This window comes from Nocardia sp. NBC_01009 (assembly GCF_045208035.1).
In the GTDB taxonomy this organism is placed as follows: Bacteria; Actinomycetota; Actinomycetes; order Mycobacteriales; family Mycobacteriaceae; genus Nocardia.
Genome location: NZ_CP108695.1, coordinates 7,818,411 through 7,843,235 on the forward strand (window position 1 = coordinate 7,818,411; position 24,825 = coordinate 7,843,235).

The following is a 24,825-nucleotide window of genomic DNA, read 5'->3' on the forward strand; positions in this document are numbered from 1 at the left end:
GCGCCGTACTTTCTTCGACGCCTGGTGCGGTCAGGACCCCCTTGCGCCGATCACGAGACCCTGGCGCCGCAGCTGATCGGCGGTCCGGACCCGGCCGCGTGGACGCGGTGGATCACCCGCTGGCGAGCGGGTGATCGCCTTGCTCATGCGCCGTGCTTGCTACGAACCGAACGATTCCGTGGTGGGCACGGTCGCGGGGCACGATGTGCGGATGCCGAGAAAGAATTGGACCTTGCCCGGATAATTACCGGAGTCCACCCGGAACATCTGGACATCGAGGCTGTAGCACTCGTCGGTGTCGAGGTCACGGACATGCATCGGCTGGTCTCTGCCGTAGATGGTGCGGCCCGCGGCCCACATGGTTCGGAATTCCGGATACTTGCCGAGTTCGTCGAGCAGTTCGGCAGACCATGCGGTGTCGCCCGATTGGCCGATGAGGCCGCGCAGCCAGTCCACCGTGAGCGCGGCCTCGCGCCGCCAATCGACCATGACCCGCTTGGACAACTCGTTGCCGAAAAACCAGCGCAAGATATTGGCGTCCTCGACCAACCCAGGAAAAGTGGCGTCGTAGGCGTCATTACAGGACAGAATGTTCCACCGGGTATCCAGGTAGCTGGCGGCATTCGGCTCATGCAGTCGCAGTCCGTTGCGCATGTCGTCACTGATCTCGGCGCGCAACTGTGGCACGCCGGGAAACGTTTCTTCGGCCAGCCCCGCCAGGTCGAAAAGATGTCTACGCTCGGCATCTGCCAACGGGCTTATCCGATCCAGATAGGCGATCAGTGAGGTCACTACCGCCTTGGTCGGGTGATCGCGATCGCCGCCTTCGAGATGGGTGACGTAGCTGGAGCTGACCCCCGCAGCGAATGCCAGCTTTTCCCGGGATATGCGCCGATCGTCACGCAGTCGACGCAGCAGCCCCCCGAAGGTTGGGGGCCGCACTTGATTCCCTTCGCCGGCATCGGTCGACTTGCTTAGCACAGCAATCCACTCCTACGAAGCTGTAGTCGTATCAACGAGTTGGGTACATCTACACGAGAGGCAAGCTGAACAGTTCGCGCCGTCCGAAGCGCGCACACAATGGGTTGGTCATGACTCCATCGTCGACGATGTGAGCCCGCGCCCATGGGAGTCAATATTAAACGATATTCGTTCTTTATATTCGAAGCACACGCCGCCGAATAGCAACGCTGCAGAAATCTATTCGAGGTCGAATCCAGCTCGCGGCCACCAACATTCGAGACTATCGAGGCCCACATCGGCAGCCCGGCCGGCGCCAAGACATCTCTACGATCACCCGGCAGGCCGGAATCGCCGAATGGTTGCAGGCCACGATATCTGCGCCACGCGACGGCCGTGCCGATCCGGCCGCCGCGGTGTTCTGGACGTTCGACTGTCGTGATCGCGGCGACCGAATCCCGACGCGCTTCGAGAAGGACAGCCCATCGAAGCCAGGCCACACTCGGCCGCCGCCGGCGCGGTGGCCGGATCCTCCGACGTCTCGACGGTGGCGATCGGTGACAGCACACACCGCCACGCAGGCACCGCCACCCGCGGCCGATTCGATCGCAGCCTCGAACCTCTACACGCACGAAGGAATAATCCGCGGCATGTCGGCCGCCGAAATTATCGGCAAATACACAGCGACACAGCGCGGCGGTTGCAATAATCGCTCGGCACGTCATATCCGCAGGACCGCAGGGCACGACAAATCAGCCACGGCACCCGGCGAGAACGTGTTAACAAATGTAAAGCAAACAATAACGAGCGGTTTCCAAAGCTTCACCGGCAAGCCCCCGAAACACTTGCCTCTAGCGGTATTTCAGCCGGTCAGACCGCATCGACGCTGGTCGAATGCACGTCAGCAGCGATTCGCCGCTACCGCACGGTGACCGTCATATTGCCGCGACCTCACAGCTCACCGAGCACACGCGCGCGTTGTGAGAGAATCATTTTGACGCGCCACCCGACCTCCTTACAGTCGGAGCATCAGCCCGATTTCACAGCTCGAAGGGGGCGTCGTGGTTAATTCACGCACTCGGGGCTCCGCGCCCTCCGATTCGGCCGATCGGCCATCGCCCGATGCCGGCGATGCGCTCCTTCGATTGGGCAAATACTTTCGGCGCGGTGAGGCCTCCGCCGATCAACGCAGCCTGCATCAGGTCGGCGGGCGCAGCGCCGACGAGTTCTACCGAGATCGGTGGTCACACGATAAGGTCGTGCGCTCCACGCACGGAGTCAACTGCACCGGGTCGTGCTCATGGAAGATCTACGTCAAGGACGGCGTGATCACCTGGGAGTCCCAGCAGACCGACTATCCCTCGGTCGGTTCGGACAAGCCCGAGTATGAGCCACGCGGCTGTCCGCGCGGCGCCTCGTTCTCCTGGTACACCTACTCCCCGGCGCGAGTGCGCTACCCGTATGTGCGCGGTGTGCTGTTGGAGATGTATCGGGAAGCCAAGGAACGCTGTAAAGATCCGGTGCTGGCCTGGGCCGATATCGTCGAGGACCCGGTCAAGGCCGAGCGCTACAAGTCCGCTCGCGGCAAAGGCGGTTTCGTGCGCGCCGAGTGGTGGGAGGCCGCGGAGATCGCCGCTGCCGCGCACGTGCACACCATCAAACGCTACGGTCCGGACCGCGTGGCGGGCTTCTCACCTATCCCCGCCATGTCCATGGTCAGCCATGCTGTCGGCGCCCGGTTCATCTCCCTACTCGGCGGCTCGATGCTGTCGTTCTACGACTGGTACGCCGACCTTCCGGTGGCCTCGCCGCAGGTGTTCGGCGACCAGACGGATGTTCCGGAATCAGCCGACTGGTTCGATGCGGGCTACCTGATCATGTGGGGCTCGAATGTGCCGGTCACCCGAACGCCGGACGCGCATTACATGACCGAAGCCCGCTATCGCGGGCAGAAGGTCGTTGTGGTGTCCCCCGACTATGCCGACAACACCAAGTTCGCCGACGAATGGGTGCCTGCGCGGCCGGGGACCGACGCGGCCCTCGCCATGTCGATGGGGCACGTCATCCTGAAGGAGTTCTTTGTCGATCGCGGCACGCCGCGGTTCCTGGACTACATCAAGCGCTACACCGACTTGCCGTTCTTGGTGTGCGTGGACGACCCGGAGGGCTGGGATGCCGACGGCGTCTATCACCACGACGGGGCAGTACCCGGCAAGTTCCTCACCGCCGCCGACCTCGGCCGGACCGGCGAGGGTGTGGAGCACAAGCCGGTGCTGCTGGACGAGGCGGGAAAACCCGTGGTGCCCAATGGTTCTCTGGGCCACCGCTTCAGCGCGAGCGATACGGGCAAGTGGAACCTCGACCTCGAAGGTGTCGATCCGCTGTTGACGCTGCATGGCAGACCGGACCAGAAGTCGGTCACGGTGCGGCTGCCGCGCTTCGATTCCGACACCCCGGGTGTGCTGGTGCGTGGCGTGCCGACCACGCTGATCGGTGGCAGGCGCGTCACCACGGTCTTCGATCTGCTGTTGGCGCAGTACGGCGTCGGCCGGGACGGACTGCCCGGTGAGTGGCCGACCGGCTACAGCGACGCCTCCCAGCCGTATACCCCGGCCTGGCAGGAGACGATCACCGGTGTTCCCGCCGCACAGGCCGAGCGGATCGCCCGCGAATTCGCCGACAACGCCGACAAATCCGGCGGCCGCTCGATGATCCTGATGGGGGCCGGCACCAACCACTGGTTCCACTCCGATCAGATCTACCGCGCCTTCTTCACGCTGACCCTGCTCACCGGATGTCAGGGCGTCAACGGCGGCGGCTGGGCGCACTATGTGGGCCAGGAGAAGTGCCGCCCGGTAACCGGATGGGCGACTTTGGCTTTCGGCCTGGACTGGCAGCGCCCGCCACGGCAGATGCAGGGCACGGTGTTCTGGTACCTGAGCAACGACCAGTGGCGCTACGACCCGTTCACCGCACAGGCCTTCGCCTCCCCGTTGGGCAGCGGCGCCTTCGCGGGACGGACCGCCGCCGACAATATCGCGCTGGCAAGCCGACTCGGTTGGATGCCGAGCTACCCGACCTTCGACCGTAATCCGCTCGACCTTGCCGACGAGGCCGACGCGGCGGGCAAGAGCGCCCCCGACCATGTGGTGGACAGCCTCAAATCGGGCGCGCTGCGTTTCGCCTGCGAAGATCCCGATGCGCCGGAGAACTTCCCGCGCTGCCTGACCGTATGGCGCGCCAACCTGCTCGGATCCTCGGGTAAGGGCAACGAATACTTCCACCGGCATCTGCTCGGCGCGGACTCCAACCTGCAGACCACCGACGACACCGGCGTGCGGCCGCAAGAGCTGGTCTGGCGGGAGAACGCACCGACCGGGAAGCTCGATCTCCTACTCTCCCTCGACTTCCGGATGACAAGCACCACCCTGTTTTCCGATATCGTGTTGCCCGCCGCGACCTGGTACGAGAAGCACGACCTGTCCTCGACCGACATGCACCCCTTTGTGCACGCGTTCTCCCCCGCCATCTCCCCGCCGTGGGAGGCCAAGACCGATTTCGATGCCTTCCACCGGATCGCGCGCGGCTTCTCCTGGATGGCCGAAAAGCATCTCGGCACGCGCAAGGACATCGTCGCGGTGCCGCTGCAGCACGATTCACCCGATGCGCTCGCGCAGGTCGGCGGCCGGGTGCTGGACTGGAAAGCCGGTGAGTGTGAGCCGATTCCGGGCAAGACCATGCCGAAGATCGTGGTGGTGGAGCGGGACTACTCGAAGATCGCGGAGAAAATGGCCGCACTCGGACCGCTCGTCGAAACACTCGGTCTGACGACCAAGGGTGTCACCACCCACCCTGACGAAGAGGTCGCCTACCTCGCCGGTGTGAACGGCACCGTGGTTTCCGGTGTGGCGCAGGGTCGCCCGTCGCTGGCGAAGGATACGCACGCCGCGGAGACGATCCTCGCGTTGTCCGGCACCACCAACGGCAGGCTCGCGGTCGAAGGTTTCCAGGCGCTGGAGCGGCGCACCGGAACAGAGCTGGCCGATCTGGCCGCGGAGCACGAGGGCAAGCGAATCACCTTCGCCGACACCCAGGCCCGGCCGGTGCCGGTCATCACCTCGCCGGAGTGGTCGGGCAGCGAAACCGGCGGGCGGCGGTACTCGCCGTTCACCATCAACACCGAGCGGCTCAAGCCATGGCACACCCTCACCGGGCGCCAACACTTCTATCTCGACCACGACTGGATGGTCGAACTCGGTGAGCAACTCCCGATCTTCCGACCGCCCTTGGACATGACGGCCTTGTTCAGCGAGCCGGATGTGGGCGAGGTCGACGCGGGCGGTGTGACGGTCCGGTATCTCACGCCGCATTCGAAGTGGTCGATCCACTCGGCATACCAGGACAACCTGCACATGCTGACGCTCTCCCGCGGCGGCCAATCGATCTGGATGTCGGAGAAGGACGCCGCGAAAATCGGTGTGGCCGACAATGATTGGATCGAAGCCGTCAATCGCAACGGTATCGTCGTCGCACGCGCGATCGTCAGCCATCGGATGCCGGAAGGCACCGTGTTCATGTATCACGCCCAGGACCGGGCGGTGGGTGTGCCACGCATCGAAACGAGCTCCGAGGTCAACGATGCGCGCGGCAAGCGCGGCGGCATCCACAACGCGCTCACCCGCATCATGATCAAGCCCTCACACCTCATCGGCGGTTACGCGCAGCAATCCTTCGCGCTGAACTACCACGGCCCCACCGGAAATCAGCGCGACGAAGTGACGACGATCCGTCGCCGCTCACAGGAAGTGGAGTACTGATATGCGCGTGATGGCACAGATGGCCATGGTGATGAACCTCGACAAGTGCATCGGCTGCCACACCTGCAGCGTCACCTGTAAGCAGGCATGGACCAATCGTGGTGGCACCGAATACATGTGGTTCAACAATGTGGAAACCCGCCCAGGACAAGGCTATCCACGGCAGTACCAGGACCAGGAGAAGTGGAAGGGCGGCTGGGAACTCAGCAGGCGCGGCATTCTGACCCTGAAATCCGGCTCCCGGATGAAGCGGCTGCTGAACATCTTCGCCAATCCGGACTTGCCGACGGTGACCGATTACTACGAGCCGTGGAGCTACGACTACGACAACCTGCTGTCGGCTCCGGCCATGGACACCACGCCGGTTGCCCAGCCGAAATCACTGATCACCGGGAAGAACACCGACATCACCTGGGGCGCGAACTGGGATGACGACCTCGGCGGCGGCCCGGAGCAGGTCGGCAAGGATCCACTGCTCGCGCGGCTGTCGGATCAGGTGAAGCTGGAGTTCGAGCAGACCTTCATGTTCTATCTGCCGCGGATCTGCGAGCACTGCCTCAACCCGTCGTGCGTCGCCTCGTGTCCCTCGGGCGCGATCTACAAGCGCTCCGAAGACGGCATCGTGCTGGTCGATCAGGACAAGTGTCGAGGGTGGCGGCAGTGCGTCACCGGCTGCCCGTACAAGAAGATCTACTTCAACCACAAGACCGGCAAAGCCGAGAAGTGCACCTTCTGCTACCCGCGCGTGGAAGTCGGCATGCCGACGGTGTGTTCGGAAACCTGCGTCGGGCGGCTGCGCTACATCGGCGTGATGTTGTACGACGCCGACGCCGTGCTCGCGGCCGCGTCGGTCACCGACACCAAGGATCTCTATCCTTCGCAGCTGGGTGTTTTCCTCAATCCGCACGATCCCCGAGTGGTCGCCGAGGCCGAACGCGCCGGGATCTCACCGGAATGGATCGATGCCGCACAGAACTCGCCGGTGTACAAGCTGATCGTCGACTACCAGATCGCGCTTCCGCTGCACCCGGAATACCGGACCATGCCGATGGTTTGGTACGTGCCACCGCTGTCGCCGGTGGTGGATGTGCTGTCGGAGACGGGTCACGACGGCGAGAACGCCTCGAACCTGTTCGGCGCCATCGACGCACTGCGCATCCCGATCGACTACCTCGCCGAGCTTTTCACCGCCGGTGAGGTCGGGCCGGTGCGCGCCGCGCTCCAACGGCTCGCGGCGATGCGGTCTTTCATGCGCTCAGTGAATCTCGGGGTGGAACCGGATCCTTCGATCGCACCGTCGGTGCGACTGGAGCCGGAGGAGATCGAGGCGATGTACCGGCTGCTCGCCATCGCGAAATACGAACACCGCTATGTGATTCCGACCGGTGCGGGGACCCAGGCGCACGAGTTGGACTCTCTCGCCACCGGCTGCAGCCTGGACACCGACGGCGGGCCCGGTATGACAGCATTCGACACGATGGTCGAGAAGTTCCATCTCACCGACACCAATGGCGCTGCGCCGGAGGAGAAGTCGAATCGCATCAACCTCCTGAACTGGGACGGGCGCAATACCGAGGGATTGCTTCCCGCTGCGAACGCCGCCAATGGCAACGGCCATGGCACCAACGGCCATGGCACGAACGGCGCGGCGAGTGATGCTTCGGCCACCACGCCGACCGGAGCACAGCGATGAGTCTGCTGAAGGTACGCCGGCGACCCGAACCGGTCGTCCCGATGCCCGAGCGGGATCGCCGCCTGGTGTGGCGCATCGCCGCACTGCTGCTCGACTACCCCGGCGAGCAGTTGCTGGCCGAGGTCGACCAGATATCCGACGCCGCAGCACAATTGCCCGTCGAGGTGCGCCCGCACCTGCTGGACTTCCTGGCCCATCTGCGCAGCGTCGCGCAGCTCGAGCTGGCGAAGAAGTACGTCGAGACCTTCGATATGCGCCGCAGGTCGAGCATGCACCTGACGTTCTACGCCTATGGCGACACCCGCAAGCGCGGGATGGCGCTACTGCGGTTCAAGCACGCCTACCGGCATGCGGGCGTCGAGGTCGGCGACGAGGAATTGCCCGACCATCTGCCGGTGCTACTGGAGTTCGCGGCGACCGTCGACCCGATCGGCGGCGAACGCCTGCTCGGCGAGCACGTGCCGGTCATCGAACTGCTACGACTGTCGCTGGCCGACAACGGGTCCCCGTATGCCGGCGTGCTGGCCGCCGTGGTGGCCACCCTGCCGCCGCTGACCACCGCGGACCGGCGGCGCATTGCCGAACTGGCCGCGCAGGGCCCACCGGAGGAAGAGGTCGGGCTCGACACCTTTGCCATGGACCCCGCGCTGTTCGACGGATCAGGAGGCCGCCGATGACGACCACCTTCTGGGTGACGCTGCCCTATGTGGCGTTCACCTCGTTCCTGCTCGGGCATCTGTGGCGCTATCGCAACGACCAATTCGGTTGGACCACAAGGTCATCGCAGATCTATGAGAGTCGTCTGCTGCGACTGGGCAGCCCGCTGTTCCACTTCGGCATGCTCGGCGTGATCGGCGGGCATGTGCTCGGTGTGCTGATACCGGAGTCCTGGACCGCGGCCGTCGGCATCTCCGAGCACACCTACCACGTGGTCGCGGTATCGGCGGGATCTGTCGCCGGACTCGCGGTGCTACTCGGCGTCGGCATCCTGCTCTACCGCCGCGTCACCGTGCCCGCCGTCCGCAAGGCAACCACCCGCAACGACCAGCTCACGTATGTGCTGCTGACCGCAGCTCTCGTCACCGGCCTGCTCAACACCTGGGGCAGCAACCTGCTGTGGGGCACCTACAACTACCGCGAAACCGTCTCCCCCTGGTTCCGTAGCCTTTTCACGCTCCACCCTCGGCCCGAGCTGATGGTCGACACCCCCTGGACCTTCCAAGTCCACGGCCTTGTCGTGCTGACACTCATCGGGATCTGGCCCTACACCCGCCTGGTCCACATGTTCAGCGCCCCCGTCGGCTACCTCACCCGTCCCTACATCGTCTACCGCAGTAAAGAATCCAATGCCCCCGACAAGCGCCGCTATGCCCGCGCGTGGGATGCCCCCGTCACGCCGGAACACTGGCGCTGACCCCTGAGTTCGGGTCCTCTCACCCGATGCCCGATAGCCCCGTCCTTCCACCTCGGAGGGGCGGGGCTGCCCCTGTCGTGGACGGCCCTATCCGGGGCTCAGGCCTGGTCGTAGGCGTCCTGAAGCGTCTGCAAGTCGATCTTGGACATGCTGCGCAGTGCGGTGGCGACGGCTGCGGTCTTGGCGGGGTCGGCGCCCATCATCTTGGCGAGCGCGGCGGGGGCCACCTGCCAGGACAGGCCGTAGCGATCGGTGAGCCAACCGCACGGCCCCGGCTCGCCGCCCTCGACCAACGCTTCCCACAGACGATCGACCTCGGCCTGGGTGTCGACAATGAGCTGCACCGACGCGGCGTCGGTGAGCGGGTGCCCCGGACCGCCGTTCATCAGGGTGTAGGACTGGCCGTCGAGTTCGATGGCGACGATGAAAGCCGAACCGTCCGGGTGGCGGGTCACCTCGACGACGCGGGAGTTCGGCACGATCTCGGTGTAACGGGTGGCGGCTTCCTCGGCCTGGCTGTCGAACCAGAAGAAGGTGGTGACGGTCATGGTGGGCTCCTTACTCGATGGCTGACTTGCTGTCACCCTTCGGTCGGAGCCGCCTGCCGCGCTTCGACGTATGTCGGGGAGATTTCTCGAGATTCTTTCCGCGGGCACTCGGTGCGGGTCAGGCGCAGGGCGGGGCGTCCGCGTCCTGGAAGAGAGGTTTGCCGGTGGGTGGGGCATAGACCGCATCGAGGACCAGCGGTTCGGTGCCCAGGTTCCGCCCGATATGGACATTCCATGAGCCGGCAGGTTCGTAGATGAACTCGCCCGTGCGGTACACGGGCGCGACACAATCCGGGCCGGGGTGGGTCAGGGTGCCGGAGCGAACGAAGGCGAAGACCGGGCCGTCATGGTAATGCCACCCGGTGGAACCGCCTGGGCCGATGGTGATTTCGCGGACGACGAGGTCCGTTCCGGCGACGAAAGGCAGCAGCCCGGCCGGTATCTGGGTTTGAGCCAAGGTGACCGCCGTGATATCCGACCCCGGAGTGGCGTGCGCGGTGGCCGCGCCCAAGGAGGAACCGCCCAGCATCAGCACCGCTATGCCTGCACGAATGAATGGCGTCATCGCGGCAGCCTAATCATCCGCACCCGCCATGGGGAAGAGCCGACCGCCGAGAGTTCCTCGGCCACTGAAGCATTCGGCCAATTTGCACCGATTGTCCGATATGCCGTAACCGGCTAGCTCACGGTGTGCGAGTTCACCCACTATTCGTGTACGGCTTGCCGGTGTCGAGTTGCTGGACGCGCTACGGACGTACAGCATCGGATGCCATGCCGTCGAATTCCTTGAACCCCGCGGGTGATGTTCCGGACACCGGAATACCAGCCGGCTCGGCCGCCCATATGACGATGGCCGAGCAGCACGAGTGGCATCGGGCGTTCCTACGCCGCCACGCGGTTTCCCGGCGCAATGTCCTGCGCGGTGCGGCCGCCGCCGCAGCGGGCGCGGCGGTCGGCGCCTCCCCGTTCGGTAAGCGGGCCTATGCCGAAGGCGCACAGCTCGCGGTCGGCGGGCGGCACATCGGATACGGGGCAGATGCGGCGAGTCAACTCCGGTTCTCCGGCCAACTGTCCCGTTCGCCCGCGGGCGCGAAGGTCTTTCTGGACCACGGGCCGACGCCTGCGCTCGGCGGGACTGTCGAGGCGGAGGTCCGCAATCTGCTCACCCAGGTGCCCTCGAGCGACGGCGGGGTGCTCGCTGCAGAACAGTTCTATGTGCACGCGCCGGTGGACGGGCTGGCGGGGCGACTGCCGCACTTCTACCGGTGGCGGACCTCGGACGGGTTCCTCGGCGACATCCAGGCCGCGGCCCCTGCGATGCCCACCGCACGCGCCGCGATCGTGCCGTTCCGCTTCACCATGATGGGCGACCAGGGCACCGACGAGACTCCGGGACAGCCGCTGGGTGTCGCTGCGGGCGATTACGACGACAAGTACTACAAACCGGACAACGACCCGACAGTGCCGCACGCGTCCAATGTGCTGCGCCAAATCGCCGCCGCCGCACCCGATTTCCATATCCTCGCCGGAGACATCGCCTACGCGGATCCCTCGGGCGCCGGCAAGCCGAATCAGTTCGTAGCCCACGACGCACAACTACCGAGCGGGTTCGACAAGTTCAATCCGTATGTGTGGGATGTCTACTTCGGCGCCATCGAGCTCAGCGCCGCTCGGACACCGTGGCTGTTCGCCACCGGCAACCACGACATGGAAGCGACCTACGGGAGCCACGGCTACGCCGGACATCTGGCGCGCCTGGATTTCCCCGGCAACGGACCGGCCGGGTGCCCGTCGGCGTACTCGTTCACCTACGGCAATGTCGCCGTGCTCTCGCTCGACGCCAACGACGTTTCCTATGAGATTCGAGCGAACACCGGGTATTCCGGTGGAGCGCAGACCAGCTGGGTCGAACGCACCCTCGCGGGCTACCGCGCGAACCCGGACATCGACTTCATCGTCTGCTTCTTCCACCACTGTGCCTACTCGACCACCGAAGCGCACGCCAGCGACGGCGGCGTCCGCGACGCCTGGACCGGGCTGTTCGACCGGTATCAGGTGGATCTGGTGCTGCAGGGCCACAACCATGTCTACGAACGGACCGACCCGATTCGCGCAGGCGCGGCGACAAAGGTCGCAGGCGATAACTCCCTGGTCTATCCGGAGACCGACGGCACCGTCTACTACACCGTCGGCGGTGGTGGACGGCCCCGCTACGACTTCCAGCCCGGCTCCCGAGAATCGTTCCGCGGCAACGAGTTGCCGGATACCACCGTGCCCAACAGCTACGTGTGGACGCCCGGCGGCGACAAGCAGGACGAATCGGCTCCGTGGTCGCGGGTCCGCTTCCGCAACTACTCGTTCCTGCGCGTCGACGTTCGGCCCGGCGTCTTCGCCAGCGAAATGGAGGTGGTCGCCGTGGACGAATACGGTCGTGAATTCGACCGGGTCACCTTCCGGCGGCTGGCCAGGCCATAGCTCGAGGCATCACTTCTTCGCGGGCAACGAGCGGGCGTAGTCGACACTGCGTTCCACCCACTCGTACAGCGCCTCGTCGCTCGCCAGCGCTTCGTCGGTGACCCGCAGCCAGCCGCGCATCGACCGGCCGCCCATCACCATCGTCTCGACGAAGTCGTTGGCGAGCAGTTCGTCGGATTGCTCGGGATCGACCCTCACCAGCAGCCGGCCCTGCCTGCTGGCCGCCGCCGCCATATTGCCGCCGATCAGGAAGCCAGACCGCCGAACATCTTCTTCTCGGTCAGATCAGGTCCGGGTTCGATGAGCTCCCGGATCCGGTCGGCCAGTTCCCACGTCGTATGCCATGGTTGACTTCCTCTCCCCCATGAATGGGGGAGATTCCCTGCCTCGCGGCGAGGGGTTCCTGTTTCATCGACGGATGCCTCCTCGCTTCAGGAGCGAGGCGGTCTCACTCCATCTCCACAGGCGAGCACCGTGAGCCCCACGGCGCGTATGTTCTTGGCGGCGTTCACATCGCGGTCATGAACAGCGCCACACGGGCAAGTCCACTCCCGGATGTTCAGTGCCATCTTCCGCACAAGCACCCCACACGCCGAGCACTGCTTGCTCGACGGGTAGAAGCGGTCGATAGGGACTACCGTCCGGCCATACCAGTTTGCTTTGTATTCCAGCATCGACCGCATCTCCGACCAACTGGCATCGGAGATGGCGCGGGCAAGACTGCGGTTTCGGACCATGTTCCGCACACTCAAGTCCTCGATACAGATCACTTGGTTTTCGTTGATCAGTCGAGTTGTGAGCTTGTGCAGATGATCCCTGCGGCGGTCGGCGATACGGCCGTAGATCTTGGCGACTTTCAGCCGTGCCTTGGCTCGATTTGCTGAGCCTTTCTGCTTCCGCGACAGATTCCGCTGCGCCTTCGCCAGCCTCACCCGGTCGTGTTTCTCGTGCCGCGGATTGGTGATCTTCTCGCCGGTAGACAATGTGAACAAGGTCGTGATCCCGGCGTCCAGACCGACCGTCGAATCTGTCGGAGGATGGGCAACGACGGCGTCTTCCACCAGAATCGACACGTAATACTGGCCGTGAGCGTTCCGCGACACCGTGACCTGCGACGGTTCCGCACCTTCCGGCAGCGGCCGTGACCAACGGATACAGATTGGCTCTGACTGCTTCGCCAGCTTCAATCGGCCGTCGCGGAAGGTGAAGCAGTTCGAGTAGTAGGTGGCGGAATCCTTCGACTTTCCGCGTTTCTTGAACGTCGGATAGCGGGTTTGCTTGCGCCAAAACTTGTCGAACGCGCCCTGAAGATTCCGTAACGACGCTTGCAGCGGCCCTTTCGACGGATCGGCGAGCCACACGGTTTCCGGATCGCGTTTCCAGGCTGTCAGCATCTTGTCTGTCTCGGCGTGTGAGACTCGGCGCTGCTCCGTCGTCCATGCGCGGGACCGCTCCGCTAATGCCCGGTTGTACACATAGCGGACACATCCGAAAGTCTGCGAAAGCTGTTGCGCCTGTTCGGATGTGGGATAAAAACGGTACTTGTACGCCCGCTTCACCACCCTCGAATCCATATCTGACAGAATAACATGCTTCCCTGTCACAGCGAGTTGATGCGCTATCACCAGCTTGAAGCCCGGAGCCTGCGCGCTACGTTCGCCGGTCACATTATCGCCCCGGGCACCGACAGGTTCGCGGCATCGCTTCCGGCGCGGTGACCCCGCTCGTCTGCGGTTATGCGCCGATGGCCGCGGCGAACATCGGCCAGGACGCGTGCAGGTCGTCTTGCCAGTAGTTCCAGGCGTGCGTGCCGGGACGCAGATTCACGATGGCGGGGATACCGAGCGCGGCGAGGCGGTCGGTGAAGGGACGGGTGCAGCCGCCGATGATGGTTTCCATGACGCCACCGACGAGCATGCGGTCCGCCAGCCGGACGGGATTGCCGTCGATGCCAGGGTCACCGAGGGTCTCGTGCGTGCCGGGTGCGCCGTCGCCGGACGAAACGTAGAGGGCGACGCCGCGCAGGCGCTCGGTCTGCACCATCGGGTCGTGCTCGGCCCACGCCGGGTTGTCGGGTGCGCCCCACATGTTGTCGGCATTCGCGCCGAACGGCGCGAGCGAGGCGTGGACATAGGCATTCGCCGCCGGGTCACTGGTGCGCGGACAGCCGCTGTAAGCGCCGACGGCCTGATAGAAGCCGGGTGCGCCGATCGCGAGGTTCAGTGCGGACGTCGCAGACATCGACAGTCCCGCAACGGCATTGCGCCCGGTCATCCCGAAGCGCGACTCGAGCAGCGGGGGCAGCTCCCTGGTCAGGAAGGTGGTCCACTGATTGCGGCCGAGCGCGGGATCGTCGCGCAGCCAGTCGGTGTAGTAGCTGGCCCGCCCGCTCATCGGGAGGATCACGTTGACGTTCTTGTCCGCGAAGAAGTCCGCGACATCGGTGCGGCGCGTCCACGGGCCGCCCTCTTCGCCGCCGTCCACGGCATTGAGCAAATACAGAGCAGGCGCGCCAGGACCCGGATGCGACATCCACAGCGTGATCGGACGATTCATCGCCGCCGAATGGACCACCACCTCGAGTTGCCGTCCACCGAGCGGGCGCACATCGAGGATGCTGGAGTCTTCCGGGTCGGCCGCAGCCACCGTAGCTGGGGCTATCGCCGCCGAAAGGGCAAGGAGAGAAACCAGGCATCGCAGCAGCCGGTACATGTCTTGGATTCTTGCGCATCGGAACACTGGAGGCTCGGACATTCGGCGTGCGTGTTCTCCTGTCGAATGCACCCGCATGTCGGTGCCGCCGGCGGGGGCGAGGTCCGCGCGCAGCATCCATTCAGCAATCGGCCAGCGCGGCTTGCAGGGCAAATCCGGGGCGATGTGCGACAGGTAGGTGTACAGCCACTCTCGGCGACGAGGAACGGGAAGTCGCTGTTCATCATCTCGTCGAAGCAGAATCGGGTGCTGTCACGGTCCACCGCTGATGGCGCCGGCAGGTTCGGCGACACGCTCGAGGTGCCGAGCGCAGGATCGGACCGATCATGGTGCTTGCCCTCCCGCTCCGCTCCCGGCCGACACTCTGGGTGGACCATGGACGGGTCCGAACCGCCACGCACCATCAGGTGAACCCCGATGCGGGGAAGACAGCGGACTCCTGGTGCACACCATAGTGATCGATGATGTGGTCGGTCAGCGGTCCGAGGTCGCGATGTGTGACGACAACACCTTTCGGCGTTCCAGTAGCGCCGGAGGTGTAGATCAGATAGGCGGGATGACCCGGCCGGAGCGCACGCGCCCGATCGGCATTGCCCACCGGGGAACCCGCCCTCCTTGCGGCCCGCCCGACCGCGCGGGGATCGTCGAGCGCCAGCCAATGGATGCGGTGCCGACCGCTGTGGTCTGCTCCGTCGTCACGTGCCATGGCGGCATCACAGTGTGCCGCATCATCAGCACTGCGCCGTGGTATATCGCCCGAGCCGGATCGGGCCGCATCACCGGCAGCGAAGTCGACGCCGCCGCGATGTGTGAATTCACCGGAACAGGGCAGGCTCGGTCTTACCGCGTCGATCGTGAGTCCTTGGCGTGCCCCGGAATCCGCGATCACCGCGGCGATGCGGCAGGCAGGCTCGGTCGGGTCGACCGGCACGAAGCAGGCACCTGTCTTGGCCACGGCCCACAGTGCCAGCACGGATTCCGGGGAGCGCGGCACCGCGACCACGACGAACTCCCCGGGCCCCGCCCCCTCTGCCATCAGTTCCCGCGCCCAGCGCGAGGATGCCTCGTCCAACTCCCGGTAGGTCATGCTGCGCTCGCCAGCACGTCGAGCGACCGCGTCGGGAACGGTCCCCGCCCGCAGCAGTTCCGATACCAACCCGGTCTGCGCGAGGTCGGCGCGCACGCCGCTTCGCCGAGCCTCCGGCACGGTGTCGTCGCCGACTCCTGTCACAACGCCTCCCCGCTATTTCGGAAAGTATGCTGCTGAAGAATGTCCGGGCAAACCTACGGCATCCGCCAGGGAGGTGCCGACATTCCACGCTGTCCGGATGTCGCGCTGGATGGAGCTACGCCGGAACCGTCGGACGGAGCCGGATGCCGATTATGGAACCGCCTCCGCGAGTACGTCATCGAGATCGCTGGCGGTGACGCCGAAGGTGTTCCGGATCGCCGAATCGTCGACGGTGAACTTCCGGTGCGACATGTGGTAGGTCTCGAACAACTCGCTCCAGAACGGGTCGGTATTGCCGAGCAGCGTCAATTCCCGATCCGTCATCACCGACAGGTGCGGCGCAGGCGCGCCTGCCGCAGCAGCGAACCGCTCGGCGACCTGACGCACCGTGGATGTGATGGTCGGCGCCAGCCAGGCCCTGCCCCACGCCCGATCGTCCCGGGCCACCGCGACCAGCGCGGCCGCGGCGTCGCCGATCGCGGTGTAGGCATGCGGTAGGTCGAGTTCCTGAGGCACCAGTGCAAGCTGTCCGGCAAGGACTTTCGGCTGCACCACGATCGAGAACAGCGACAGCGCGCCCGCGCCGAGGAACTGCCCGGCCCGCACCTCGGTCGCGCGCAGCCTGCCCGCATCGTGTGCGGCCTTCGCTTCCCGCCACATCTGCGCGCGCACCCGACCCTTGGGCCCGGTAGCCGCGAGCGGTGCGTCGTCGGTGACGACGCTGTCCGACGGGCCGTAGCCGTACATGTTGCCGAGCATCACATAGTTCGCTCCGGACTGCTCCGCGGCCGACTGGATGGACCCGAACAAGGGCGGCACCGCCTGCGGCCACGTGTGATACGCGGGCATGGCCAGGTTGAACACAGTGTCGGCGCCCTTCGCCAGTGCGGCGAGGGCGGCTGTGTCACCGGCGTCGAGCGCGATCCGTTCGATATTCGGATGCTCCGGGCCCGTCCCGCTGCGGCTGACCACCCGTACCTGGTCGCCGGACTCGGCCAGCCGGACCGCGGTTGCCGATGCGGTTCCGCCACTGCCGACAATGACATGCGTTGACATGCGAGTTCCCTTCTTGGACAAGTTGATTCACGCGATCGCCGGAGGAGTGGACGCCGGTTGCCGAGCGCGTGTGATCAACTGTGCCCGCAGCGCGGGAGGTAGGCTAGTGGCCCAATAGCCACCTATCCCAAGGATCAGGCCATGAAGACTGTGGCAGTTGTCGCCGTAGCGCCAGTGAAAGCCTTCGACCTCGCTATGCCCGAAACACTGCTCGGTGCGGTGACCGCGGACGGCGAACCCGGGTACCGGATAGTGGTGTGCACCGCCGAGCCCGGCGTGGTGCGGGCCACCCTCGGTGGTTTCGATGTCGTGGTGACGCGCGGCTTGGATGCCATCGACGAGGCGGACACGGTCATCGTGCCGAGCACAGGTAGTCGCGGCACGGCCGACGAAGCCACTGTGGCGGCGTTGCGGCGCGCTGTGGAACAGGGCAAACGCGTCACTTCCATCTGCAGCGGCGCTTTCGTGCTCGCCCAGGCAGGCCTGCTCGCGGGCCGCACCGCAACCACCCATTGGGGACTCGCCGACGAGCTGGCCACGATGTTCCCGGACGTGACCGTCCGCAGCGACGCCCTGTTCATCGAGGATGGACCGCTCACCACCGCCGCGGGCGCTGCCGCCGGAATCGACCTGTGCCTACACCTGATTCGCTGCGACTACGGCGCGACCATCGCCAACGCGGCCGCCCGCGCCGCCGTCGTGACACCGGTTCGCCCCGGTGGCCAGGCCCAATTCGTCGACGCCCCACTGCCGCCCGAGAACGGCCTTTCCCTGGCCGCCACCCGCAACTGGGCCATGGAACGCCTCGACACTCCCCTGTCCCTCGACGAACTGGCCGGCCACGCCCGCACCAGCGTGCGCACCCTCACCCGCCGCTTCCACGAGGAGACCGGACTCAGCCCACAGAAATGGCTACTGCACCAACGCATCCAGCGGGCCCGGGAACTGCTCGAATCCACCACGCTGCCGATGGATCAGGTGGCGCGGCACAGCGGCATCGGCTCCGCGGAATCGCTGCGTCAGCACATGATCCGCCACGTCGGTGTACCGCCGACCGCCTACCGGGCCTCGTTCACCAGGACCCCGCGCCGGTCCGCGTGAAGACGGCCGGCCCTCGTGCGGCGAATTCCGAGGACCGACGATCGCACGGAAGACCACCAGGCAGGACGTTATCATCCATTCCCGAGGTCGTGCCCGCGCTGACGAGCAGAGTTCCGATAGGCGGATTCCGGACAGTCCGACCTTCTGGTGGAACAGGAGTCGGAGCGCGCTGATACCGCCGTCGGTAGGCAATCGCGCCGAGGTGACGACAGCGACCGAACCGCGCGTTCAGCGCGCGCGGACGCGGACCAATTCGTGTGCGGCAGTGCGATAGCGGTTGGCGATGAGGCGGACGACAGCCGGATGGACGCCGATCGGCTCGGCGACGCCGTCGGCTCCCGCGTCGTGCAGCCGCTGCTGGAACAGGCCGTGCGCCAGCAGGTAGGAGGCAATGAAGACTCGTTGAGCACCCGAGTCACGCAGTGCAGCAACCACTTCCGGAACACGCGGCGCTCCGGTCGCGACGTAGCCGATACGGACCGGTGCGCCGAGGTGCTCGGCGAGCATCGCCGCGGCACGCCGGACATCCTGGCGCGCCCTCGCATCGGAGGATCCCGCGGCGGCGAAGGCCACCGCATCACCGGGACGCCAACCTGCTGCGCGCAGGCGCATGGCCATGATCCGGGCCAGTGCCGGGTCCGGGCCCATGGCCGGAGTGACTGCGACGGCGGGGTGGCCGCTCTCCGAGACTTCCCGCGGCACATCTTGATACACGTGGTACCCGGAGGCCAGGAAGGCCGGAACCACTACGGCCGCAGCGGCTTCGCCTGCGGCATCGGTCAGGTCACGCAGGACCTCCGACGGCGAAGGGCCGAGCACATCGACGAATGCGGTACGCACCTGGGGCCGCTCGGAATCCGAAGCGGGAGAATCGGCGTCGCGCCCCGAAACCGCGGCGCCGAGTTCCCGCGTCACCGCCTCGGCCAGCGCGGCGATCATCTGCACGCCCTTGGTGCTCCTGGTGCCGTGCGCCACCAGAACCAGGGCCGGAGCCGTCACCAGCTCCCCGCGATCTGTGCGTATCGCGGCGCCCGCGCCGGTGTTGCGATACCGGATGGCTCCGGGCGGGGATAGTTGTCGGTGCAGTCAACGGCGTCCAGCGCCAGCCGATAGCCTCGTTTGACCACGGTCTGGATCGCTTTCGGCGTGCCGAGCCCGGCACGCAGCCTGGCGATCGCGGTTTCCACGGCATGCGTGTCGTCACCGCCGCCGGGCAGCGCCGCGAGCAGGTCCTCGCGGGACACGACCCGACCGGGCTGCCGAGCAAGCGACCGCATCAACGCCATCGGCGCGGGCGCCAGCTGCCGTACTGATCCGTCGACGACGACACAGGCGCCGCGCACACTGATCGTGTGCCCTGCCGCATAGATTCGATTCGCGCGTCGCGGCAGCTCCTCGGCGACATGCCTGGCCAGCGCACCCAGCCGGGCCCGGCCCGGCATCGTGGTCGGCACGCCGAGTTCCTCGAGCGGCGCCGCCGTGATCGGCCCGACGCAGGCAGGCAGCACCCGACCGCGAAACGCGTGCAGCACCCCCTCGATCAGCCCGGTTTCCTTGGCGCGCATCAATAGTGACGCCACGGCCGGCGCACTGGTGAAGGTCACGCAGTCCAGGCTTCCGGTAACGATGGCCTCGATCAGGTTGTCCATCGGCCCTTGATCCTCCGGCGGGATCCAGCGATACACCGGAACCGGAACGACATCCGCTCCCGCACATCGCAATACCTCACAGAAGTCGGGAACCGGCTCCCATTCGGTGGTGGCGCCGTGCAATTGGACTGCGATCCGCACGCCTTCGACGCCCTCGGCGAGCAGATGGTCGAGCACCTCGGCGGAGGACTCCGAGGCAGGCGACCATTCCTCGCGCAGTTCCGCGGCACGGATGGCCCCCTTGGCCTTCGGTCCGCGCGCGAGCATCCGGACCGAAGCCAATGTGGTGCGCAGATCTTCGGCGATCCCCCAGCCCTCGGCCGCCTCCATCCAGCCGCGGAAGCCGATTCCGGTGGTGGCCACCGCGATCTGTGGCGGATCCTCGACGAGCAGGCGGGTCACCCGCTCCAATTCGGTGTCGTCGGCGAGTGGAATGATCCGAATGGCCGGGGCAGAGACGACACCGGCGCCTCGTCGAACCAGCAGCGTGGCGAACTCGTCTGCTCGCCTGGCCGCCGTGATGCCGACCGTGAATCCGGCCAGGCAGGCGCCCGCATCGATTGTTGTCATGCCGATCCACCGTCCGCGGAGGAGTCGAGCTCGGTGGCAACCGGCTCGTTGGAAATCGAAACGATGCCGTCGTAGACCCGCACCGCGTACACCGGTAGTGCTGCCGAATCGTCGTCGAGGCAATGCCCGTCGAGCAACGAGAACGCCTGCTTCAGCAGCGGTGAGGCCACGACGGGGATACCGCCGCGATCACCGACGATCCCGCGCGACATCACGGCCGCTCGACCGATCGGATCGATATTGCCCACGGCATAGAGCGTGCCGTCCGATAGCAGGAACAGGGCGGCCTGCCGGCCACCTTTCAGCAACACCGCAACGCCGCGGCCGGGAATCAGGTAGTCGAGCCGGCAGGCCTGCGTCCAACCGGTGATGGCTGCTGAGGTAATGCCGGGGGTATCGATCACGGTCATCGGTGTCATCCTCCAAACGCCTTACCCATTGGTACCGGCGTCCTGTTTCTAGGGGGTTACGCGGCTATTGCCCGCTCGAGGCAACCGGGATTTCCGGCATCCCGAGCAATACCGGCACCTTGCGTTCCCCGCTGTCGTCGAACGAAATGGTCGGATCCGACTCTTTGGGGGCGTTGACGAAGGAGACGAAGCGCGACAGCTTCTCTTCGTCGTCGAGCACCGCGGCCCATTCGTCGCGGTAGCCGGCGACATGCTGCGCCATCGCGGCCTCGAGATCGTCGGCGATGCCCAGGCTGTCCTCGCAGACGACCTGCACGAGGTAGTCCATACCGCCCTCGAGGGCCTCTTGCCACGGCGCGGTGCGCTGCAGGCGGTCGGCGGTGCGAATGTAGAACATCAGGTACCGATCGATGTACTTGATCAGCGTCTCGTCGTCGAGCTCACCGGCGAGCAGCACCGCGTGCTTGGGCGTGAGACCACCGTTGCCGCCGACGTAGAGGTTCCAGCCTTTTTCGGTGGCGATGACACCGACGTCCTTGCCACGAGCCTCCGCGCACTCACGAGCGCAACCGGACACCGCCAGCTTCAGCTTGTGTGGCGAACGCAGGCCGCGGTACCGCTTCTCCAGCAGCACGGCCATGCCGACCGAGTCCTGCTGACCATAGCGGCACCAGGTGGAGCCGACACAGCTCTTCACGGTGCGCAGCGACTTACCGTAGGCGTGGCCGGACTCCATGCCGACATCCACGAGACGCTTCCAGATCAGCGGCAGCTGTTCGACCCGCGCGCCGAACAGGTCGATGCGCTGACCGCCGGTGACCTTGACGTAGAGACCGAACTCCTTGGCCACCTCGCCAATGGTGATCAACTGGTCGGCGGTGACCTCGCCACCGGGCATCCGCGGCACCACCGAGTAGGTGCCGTTCTTCTGCAGATTGGCGAGGAAGTGGTCGTTGGTGTCCTGCAATGCCGCTTGCTCGCCGTCGAGGATGTGCTCGCTCGAGGTGGAGGCCAGGATGGAGGCGACCGTCGGCTTGCAGATATCGCAGCCGGTGCCCTTGCCGTGCTTGGCGATCAGGGCGGAGAAGGTGCGGATGCCGGTGACCTGGACGATCTGGAACAGCTCGGCACGAGACTGGCCGAAGTGCTCGCACAGCGCCTTGGACATCTCGACGCCGGACTGCTCCAGCAGCTTCTTGAGCATGGGAACGCAACCGCCGCAGGAAGTTCCAGCGGAGGTGCAGCTCTTGATCGCGGGCACATCGCAGGCGCCGTCGGCGATTGCACCGCAGATCGCGCCCTTGGAAACGTTGTTGCAGGAGCAGATCTGGGCGTCATCGGGCAATGCGTCCGCGCCGAGTTCGGCACCGGCCGGGGAGATCAGCGCGGCGGGCTCGGCCGGCAGCGGGCGACCGACCAGCGGGCGCAGTGCCGCGTAGGCGGTGGCATCACCGACCAGGATGCCGCCGAGCAGGATCTTGGCATCGTCGGAGACAACGAGTTTCGCGTAGGTGCCCTTGGCGGCGTCGTGCAGAACCACCGACAGTGCGCCCTCGGTGGTGCCGTGTGCATCACCGAAGCTGGCCACATCGACACCGAGCAGCTTGAGCTTGGTCGACATATCCGCGCCGGGGAATTCGCCTGCGCCACCGAGCAATCGGTCCGCGACGATCTCCGCGGTGGTGTAGCCGGGGGCGACCAACCCGTAGCAGGTGCCCTCGACGGCAGCGCATTCGCCGATCGCGTAAACGTTCGGGTCCGAGGTCTGCAGGGCGAGGTCGGTGATGATGCCGCCGCGCGGGCCGACCTCCAGACCGGCGTCACGGGCGATCTGATCGCGCGGGCGGACACCGGCGGAGAACACCACCAGGGCGGCGTCGATCACCGTCTCGTCGGAGAGGGTGACCCTCAATCGGCCGGCCGGCGTGCTGTCGGCATCGGCCTCGATCGACGAGGTGCCGACGCCGGTGTGCACTTCCAGGCCGAGGTCGCAGACCAGGCGCTCCAGGATGGCGCCACCGCCCTCGTCGACCTGGGCGGGCATCAGCCTGGCGTTGTACTCCACCACGTGTGGAGTCATCCCGAGCAACCGCAGCGCGTTGGCCGCCTCGAGGCCGAGCAGACCGCCGCCGACGACCACACCGACCGCGCCGGGTCCGGCCGCGGTCGCGGTCGCCCGGATACCGTCCAGGTCGTCGAGGGTGCGATAGACGAAGCACTCCGGCAGGTCGTGGCCCGGCACCGGCGGCACGAACGGATACGACCCGGTGGCGAGCACCAGCGCGTCGTAAGCGATGGTGTCGCCCGCGGAGGTGGTGACCTTGCGGGCCGCCCGGTCGATGGCCTCCGCACGCTGACCGAGTCGCAACTCGACCAGGTCGTCGCCCGCGTACTCGTTACCGGGCAATGCGAGCGCGGTCGCGTCCCACACGCCGACGTAGGAGGACAGACCGACGCGGTCGTAGGCGGGCAGCCGCTCCTCGCTGAGGATGACGACCTGCCACTGGCCTGCTTCGTCCCTGGACCGCAGTGCCTCCACGAAGCGGTGCCCGACCATGCCGTGGCCGACGACCACGGCGATCTTGCGCTGAGCGGGTTCGACTGTCGAGTTCATGACTGTCCTCCGTTGGTATTTCGGCGTCAGGCTCGGGCCGACGGGCTGGCGGACGTGGAGTTGGTGCCGGTCGAGTCGACGGCCTCGGCCTCGAGGACGAGTGCCTCCGCCTCGACGACGACGTCGGAATCGAGGCTCGCGGCGGCGGAGGTCGACCGCATGCTCGGGCGGCGCAGGAAGACCACCCAGGTCAGCGCGGCGCACGCCACATAGAAGGCCATGAAGACCCAGAACGCGGTGGTAGCCGACGCGGTCGAGGCGTAGGAAGAACGCAGCACCAGGTTGATGGCGACCCCGCCGAGCGCGCCGATGGCGCCGACGAAACCGATGAGGGCGCCGGAGGTGTTCTGCGACCACGCGGCCTGGGAGGCTTGGCTCACGTCCAGACTCTTGGACTTGGCGTCGAAAACCGACGGGATGATCTTGGTGACCGATCCGTTGCCGATGCCGGAGAGCACGAACAGCGCGATGAACCCGCCGATCAGCGTGACCATCACCGCACCGCTCGGCACACCGCCGTTGCGATCACCGACGGTGCTGGCCGCCGCGACGATGACGGCCGCGACCATCATCGCCCCGAAGACGTACATGGTGACCTTGCTGCCGCCGATCTTGTCGGCCCATTTGCCGCCGTAGGGACGCGCCAGCGACCCGAGCAACGGTCCGATGAACGCGATCTGCGCGGCATGTAGCGCCGCCTGCGCCGCGGTATCGCCACCGGCCTTGAAGCTGATCTGCAGCACCTGACCGAAGGCAAAGCTGTAGCCGATGAAGGAACCGAAGGTACCGATGTAGAGGAACGCGATCGCCCACGACTGCGGCACCCGCAGCGCCGTGATCATGTACGACAGGTCGGCCTTCTGGTTCTTCAGATTGTCCATGTACAGCGCGGCGCCGACACCGGCCAGCGCGACCAGCACCAGGTAGGCGGCGCAGATCAGCGAGGCGTAGCCGTTGCCGAGGGTGGCAATGACCAGCAGGCCGAGCAGCTGGATGACCGGAACACCGATATTTCCGCCGCCCGCGTTCAGGCCGAGCGCCCAGCCCTTGAGCCGCTGCGGATAAAAGGCATTGATATTGGTCATCGAGGAGGCGAAATTGCCGCCACCGAAACCGGCAAAGCCCGCGACGACGAGGAAGGTCGTGTACGAGGTGCCGGGCTGATTGATGAAATACAGCGTGAGCAGCGTCGGAATGAGCAGCAACACAGCGCTGAAGATCGTCCAGTTGCGACCGCCGAACCGTGCCGTCGCAACGGTGTAGGGAATCCGCAGGATCGCGCCGACGAGGGTCGGCACCGCGACGAGAAAGAATTTGCCCGCCGGATCGATGCCGAATTTGTCGGTGGGCATGAACAGCACCATGACCGACCAGATCGACCACACCGAGAAACCGACGTGCTCGGCGAAGACCGACCAGATCAGGTTTCGTTTGGCAACGTCTTTGCCGCCCGCCTCCCAGGCCGCGACATCTTCGGCATCCCAGCGCTCGATGTTGTGGTTACGCGTCAGCGTGCTCAACAAGGGCCTCCCAAAATCGGTTAGCCCAACCGTAGGAAACGGGTATTGCCGAAAT

At 65.9% G+C, this 24,825-nt stretch carries 18 protein-coding genes and 1 pseudogene; 6 read left to right on the forward strand and 13 right to left on the reverse strand.

Going from position 1 to position 24,825, the window contains the following annotated elements; all coding sequences use genetic code 11:
- Positions 1-159: 159 nt before the first annotated feature.
- Entirely contained in the window at positions 160-981 is an 822-nt protein-coding gene (locus tag OHA42_RS35350) for a helix-turn-helix transcriptional regulator (RefSeq protein ID WP_406232442.1), read from the reverse strand.
- A 1,040-nt stretch (positions 982-2,021) separates the two neighbouring features.
- Here OHA42_RS35350 and OHA42_RS35355 point away from each other — a divergent pair.
- From OHA42_RS35355 to narI, 4 genes are read left to right on the forward strand one after another with little or no spacing between them, the layout of a single operon-like run.
- Positions 2,022-5,777, forward strand: coding sequence for a nitrate reductase subunit alpha (locus OHA42_RS35355; RefSeq protein WP_406232445.1), 3,756 nt, complete (start codon positions 2,022-2,024; stop codon positions 5,775-5,777).
- Position 5,778: 1 nt separating this feature from the next.
- Positions 5,779-7,470 carry a nitrate reductase subunit beta gene (gene narH, locus OHA42_RS35360; protein WP_406232447.1) on the forward strand — a complete coding sequence of 564 codons (1,692 nt, stop codon included), beginning with the start codon at positions 5,779-5,781 and terminating at the stop codon, positions 7,468-7,470.
- Entirely contained in the window at positions 7,467-8,147 is a 681-nt protein-coding gene (narJ, locus tag OHA42_RS35365; protein WP_406232448.1) for a nitrate reductase molybdenum cofactor assembly chaperone, read from the forward strand. The genes narH and narJ overlap by 4 nt, the downstream gene beginning before the upstream one ends.
- Positions 8,144-8,884, forward strand: coding sequence for a respiratory nitrate reductase subunit gamma (gene narI / locus OHA42_RS35370; RefSeq protein WP_406232450.1), 741 nt, complete (start codon positions 8,144-8,146; stop codon positions 8,882-8,884). Before narJ ends, narI begins: the two co-directional genes overlap by 4 nt.
- Before the next feature lie 98 nt (positions 8,885-8,982).
- On the opposite strand, the gene OHA42_RS35375 is transcribed toward narI, so the two are convergent.
- Positions 8,983-9,432: a VOC family protein gene (locus tag OHA42_RS35375; RefSeq protein ID WP_406232451.1), complete on the reverse strand. Its 450-nt coding sequence runs from the start codon at positions 9,430-9,432 to the stop codon at positions 8,983-8,985.
- A 118-nt stretch (positions 9,433-9,550) separates the two neighbouring features.
- Complete coding sequence (locus tag OHA42_RS35380; RefSeq protein ID WP_406232452.1) at positions 9,551-9,997, reverse strand: cupin domain-containing protein; 447 nt, start codon at positions 9,995-9,997, stop codon at positions 9,551-9,553.
- Between the two features lie 206 nt (positions 9,998-10,203).
- Between OHA42_RS35380 and OHA42_RS35385 the strand changes: the two genes are divergently transcribed.
- Complete coding sequence (locus tag OHA42_RS35385) at positions 10,204-11,907, forward strand: metallophosphoesterase family protein (RefSeq protein WP_406232453.1); 1,704 nt, start codon at positions 10,204-10,206, stop codon at positions 11,905-11,907.
- Between the two features lie 9 nt (positions 11,908-11,916).
- Here OHA42_RS35385 and OHA42_RS35390 read toward each other — a convergent pair.
- From OHA42_RS35390 to OHA42_RS35410, 5 genes and pseudogenes are all read right to left on the reverse strand, one after another.
- A pseudogene (locus tag OHA42_RS35390) lies at positions 11,917-12,233 on the reverse strand (TfoX/Sxy family protein).
- Between the two features lie 105 nt (positions 12,234-12,338).
- Positions 12,339-13,481 (reverse strand): RNA-guided endonuclease InsQ/TnpB family protein, encoded by a 1,143-nt coding sequence (locus tag OHA42_RS35395; protein WP_406239821.1) that lies wholly within the window; start codon positions 13,479-13,481, stop codon positions 12,339-12,341.
- A gap of 160 nt (positions 13,482-13,641) precedes the next feature.
- Complete coding sequence (locus OHA42_RS35400) at positions 13,642-14,619, reverse strand: alpha/beta hydrolase (RefSeq protein ID WP_406232454.1); 978 nt, start codon at positions 14,617-14,619, stop codon at positions 13,642-13,644.
- A 403-nt stretch (positions 14,620-15,022) separates the two neighbouring features.
- On the reverse strand, positions 15,023-15,850 hold the full coding sequence (locus tag OHA42_RS35405) for an AMP-binding protein (protein WP_406232455.1): 828 nt from the start codon (positions 15,848-15,850) through the stop codon (positions 15,023-15,025).
- A 150-nt stretch (positions 15,851-16,000) separates the two neighbouring features.
- The gene (locus OHA42_RS35410) at positions 16,001-16,906 is read right to left on the reverse strand and encodes a saccharopine dehydrogenase NADP-binding domain-containing protein (RefSeq protein ID WP_406232456.1); all 906 of its coding nucleotides are present in this window, start codon (positions 16,904-16,906) and stop codon (positions 16,001-16,003) included.
- Between the two features lie 141 nt (positions 16,907-17,047).
- Here OHA42_RS35410 and OHA42_RS35415 point away from each other — a divergent pair, with 141 nt between their 5' ends.
- Complete coding sequence (locus OHA42_RS35415) at positions 17,048-18,007, forward strand: GlxA family transcriptional regulator (RefSeq protein ID WP_406232457.1); 960 nt, start codon at positions 17,048-17,050, stop codon at positions 18,005-18,007.
- A gap of 228 nt (positions 18,008-18,235) precedes the next feature.
- Here OHA42_RS35415 and OHA42_RS35420 read toward each other — a convergent pair whose 3' ends face one another.
- From OHA42_RS35420 to OHA42_RS35440, 5 genes are all read right to left on the reverse strand, one after another.
- Positions 18,236-19,006: a sirohydrochlorin chelatase gene (locus OHA42_RS35420; RefSeq protein WP_406232459.1), complete on the reverse strand. Its 771-nt coding sequence runs from the start codon at positions 19,004-19,006 to the stop codon at positions 18,236-18,238.
- On the reverse strand, positions 19,003-20,226 hold the full coding sequence (locus tag OHA42_RS35425) for a uroporphyrinogen-III synthase (RefSeq protein ID WP_328405258.1): 1,224 nt from the start codon (positions 20,224-20,226) through the stop codon (positions 19,003-19,005). Before OHA42_RS35425 ends, OHA42_RS35420 begins: the two co-directional genes overlap by 4 nt.
- Positions 20,223-20,636, reverse strand: a complete 414-nt coding sequence (gene nirD / locus OHA42_RS35430) for a nitrite reductase small subunit NirD (RefSeq protein WP_328405260.1) — start codon at positions 20,634-20,636, stop codon at positions 20,223-20,225. The genes OHA42_RS35425 and nirD overlap by 4 nt, the downstream gene beginning before the upstream one ends.
- 64 nt (positions 20,637-20,700) lie before the next feature.
- Positions 20,701-23,250, reverse strand: a complete 2,550-nt coding sequence (gene nirB, locus OHA42_RS35435; protein ID WP_406232462.1) for a nitrite reductase large subunit NirB — start codon at positions 23,248-23,250, stop codon at positions 20,701-20,703.
- A 26-nt stretch (positions 23,251-23,276) separates the two neighbouring features.
- Positions 23,277-24,773: an MFS transporter gene (locus OHA42_RS35440; protein WP_406232464.1), complete on the reverse strand. Its 1,497-nt coding sequence runs from the start codon at positions 24,771-24,773 to the stop codon at positions 23,277-23,279.
- Between the last annotated feature and the right edge of the window lie 52 nt (positions 24,774-24,825).

What these genes read in the sequence shown, in the direction of transcription:
- narH (WP_406232447.1), top strand. Translation starts at nt 5,779, where the DNA reads ATGCGCGTGATGGCACAGATGGCCATGGTGATGAACCTCGACAAGTGC.
- narJ (WP_406232448.1), top strand. Translation starts at nt 7,467, where the DNA reads ATGAGTCTGCTGAAGGTACGCCGGCGACCCGAACCGGTCGTCCCGATG.
- narI (WP_406232450.1), top strand. Translation starts at nt 8,144, where the DNA reads ATGACGACCACCTTCTGGGTGACGCTGCCCTATGTGGCGTTCACCTCG.
- OHA42_RS35375 (WP_406232451.1), bottom strand. Translation starts at nt 9,432, where the DNA reads ATGACCGTCACCACCTTCTTCTGGTTCGACAGCCAGGCCGAGGAAGCC.
- OHA42_RS35380 (WP_406232452.1), bottom strand. Translation starts at nt 9,997, where the DNA reads ATGACGCCATTCATTCGTGCAGGCATAGCGGTGCTGATGCTGGGCGGT.
- OHA42_RS35385 (WP_406232453.1), top strand. Translation starts at nt 10,204, where the DNA reads ATGCCGTCGAATTCCTTGAACCCCGCGGGTGATGTTCCGGACACCGGA.
- OHA42_RS35395 (WP_406239821.1), bottom strand. Translation starts at nt 13,481, where the DNA reads ATGGATTCGAGGGTGGTGAAGCGGGCGTACAAGTACCGTTTTTATCCC.
- OHA42_RS35400 (WP_406232454.1), bottom strand. Translation starts at nt 14,619, where the DNA reads ATGTACCGGCTGCTGCGATGCCTGGTTTCTCTCCTTGCCCTTTCGGCG.
- OHA42_RS35410 (WP_406232456.1), bottom strand. Translation starts at nt 16,906, where the DNA reads ATGTCAACGCATGTCATTGTCGGCAGTGGCGGAACCGCATCGGCAACC.
- OHA42_RS35415 (WP_406232457.1), top strand. Translation starts at nt 17,048, where the DNA reads ATGAAGACTGTGGCAGTTGTCGCCGTAGCGCCAGTGAAAGCCTTCGAC.
- OHA42_RS35425 (WP_328405258.1), bottom strand. Translation starts at nt 20,226, where the DNA reads ATGACAACAATCGATGCGGGCGCCTGCCTGGCCGGATTCACGGTCGGC.
- nirD (WP_328405260.1), bottom strand. Translation starts at nt 20,636, where the DNA reads ATGACCGTGATCGATACCCCCGGCATTACCTCAGCAGCCATCACCGGT.
- nirB (WP_406232462.1), bottom strand. Translation starts at nt 23,250, where the DNA reads ATGAACTCGACAGTCGAACCCGCTCAGCGCAAGATCGCCGTGGTCGTC.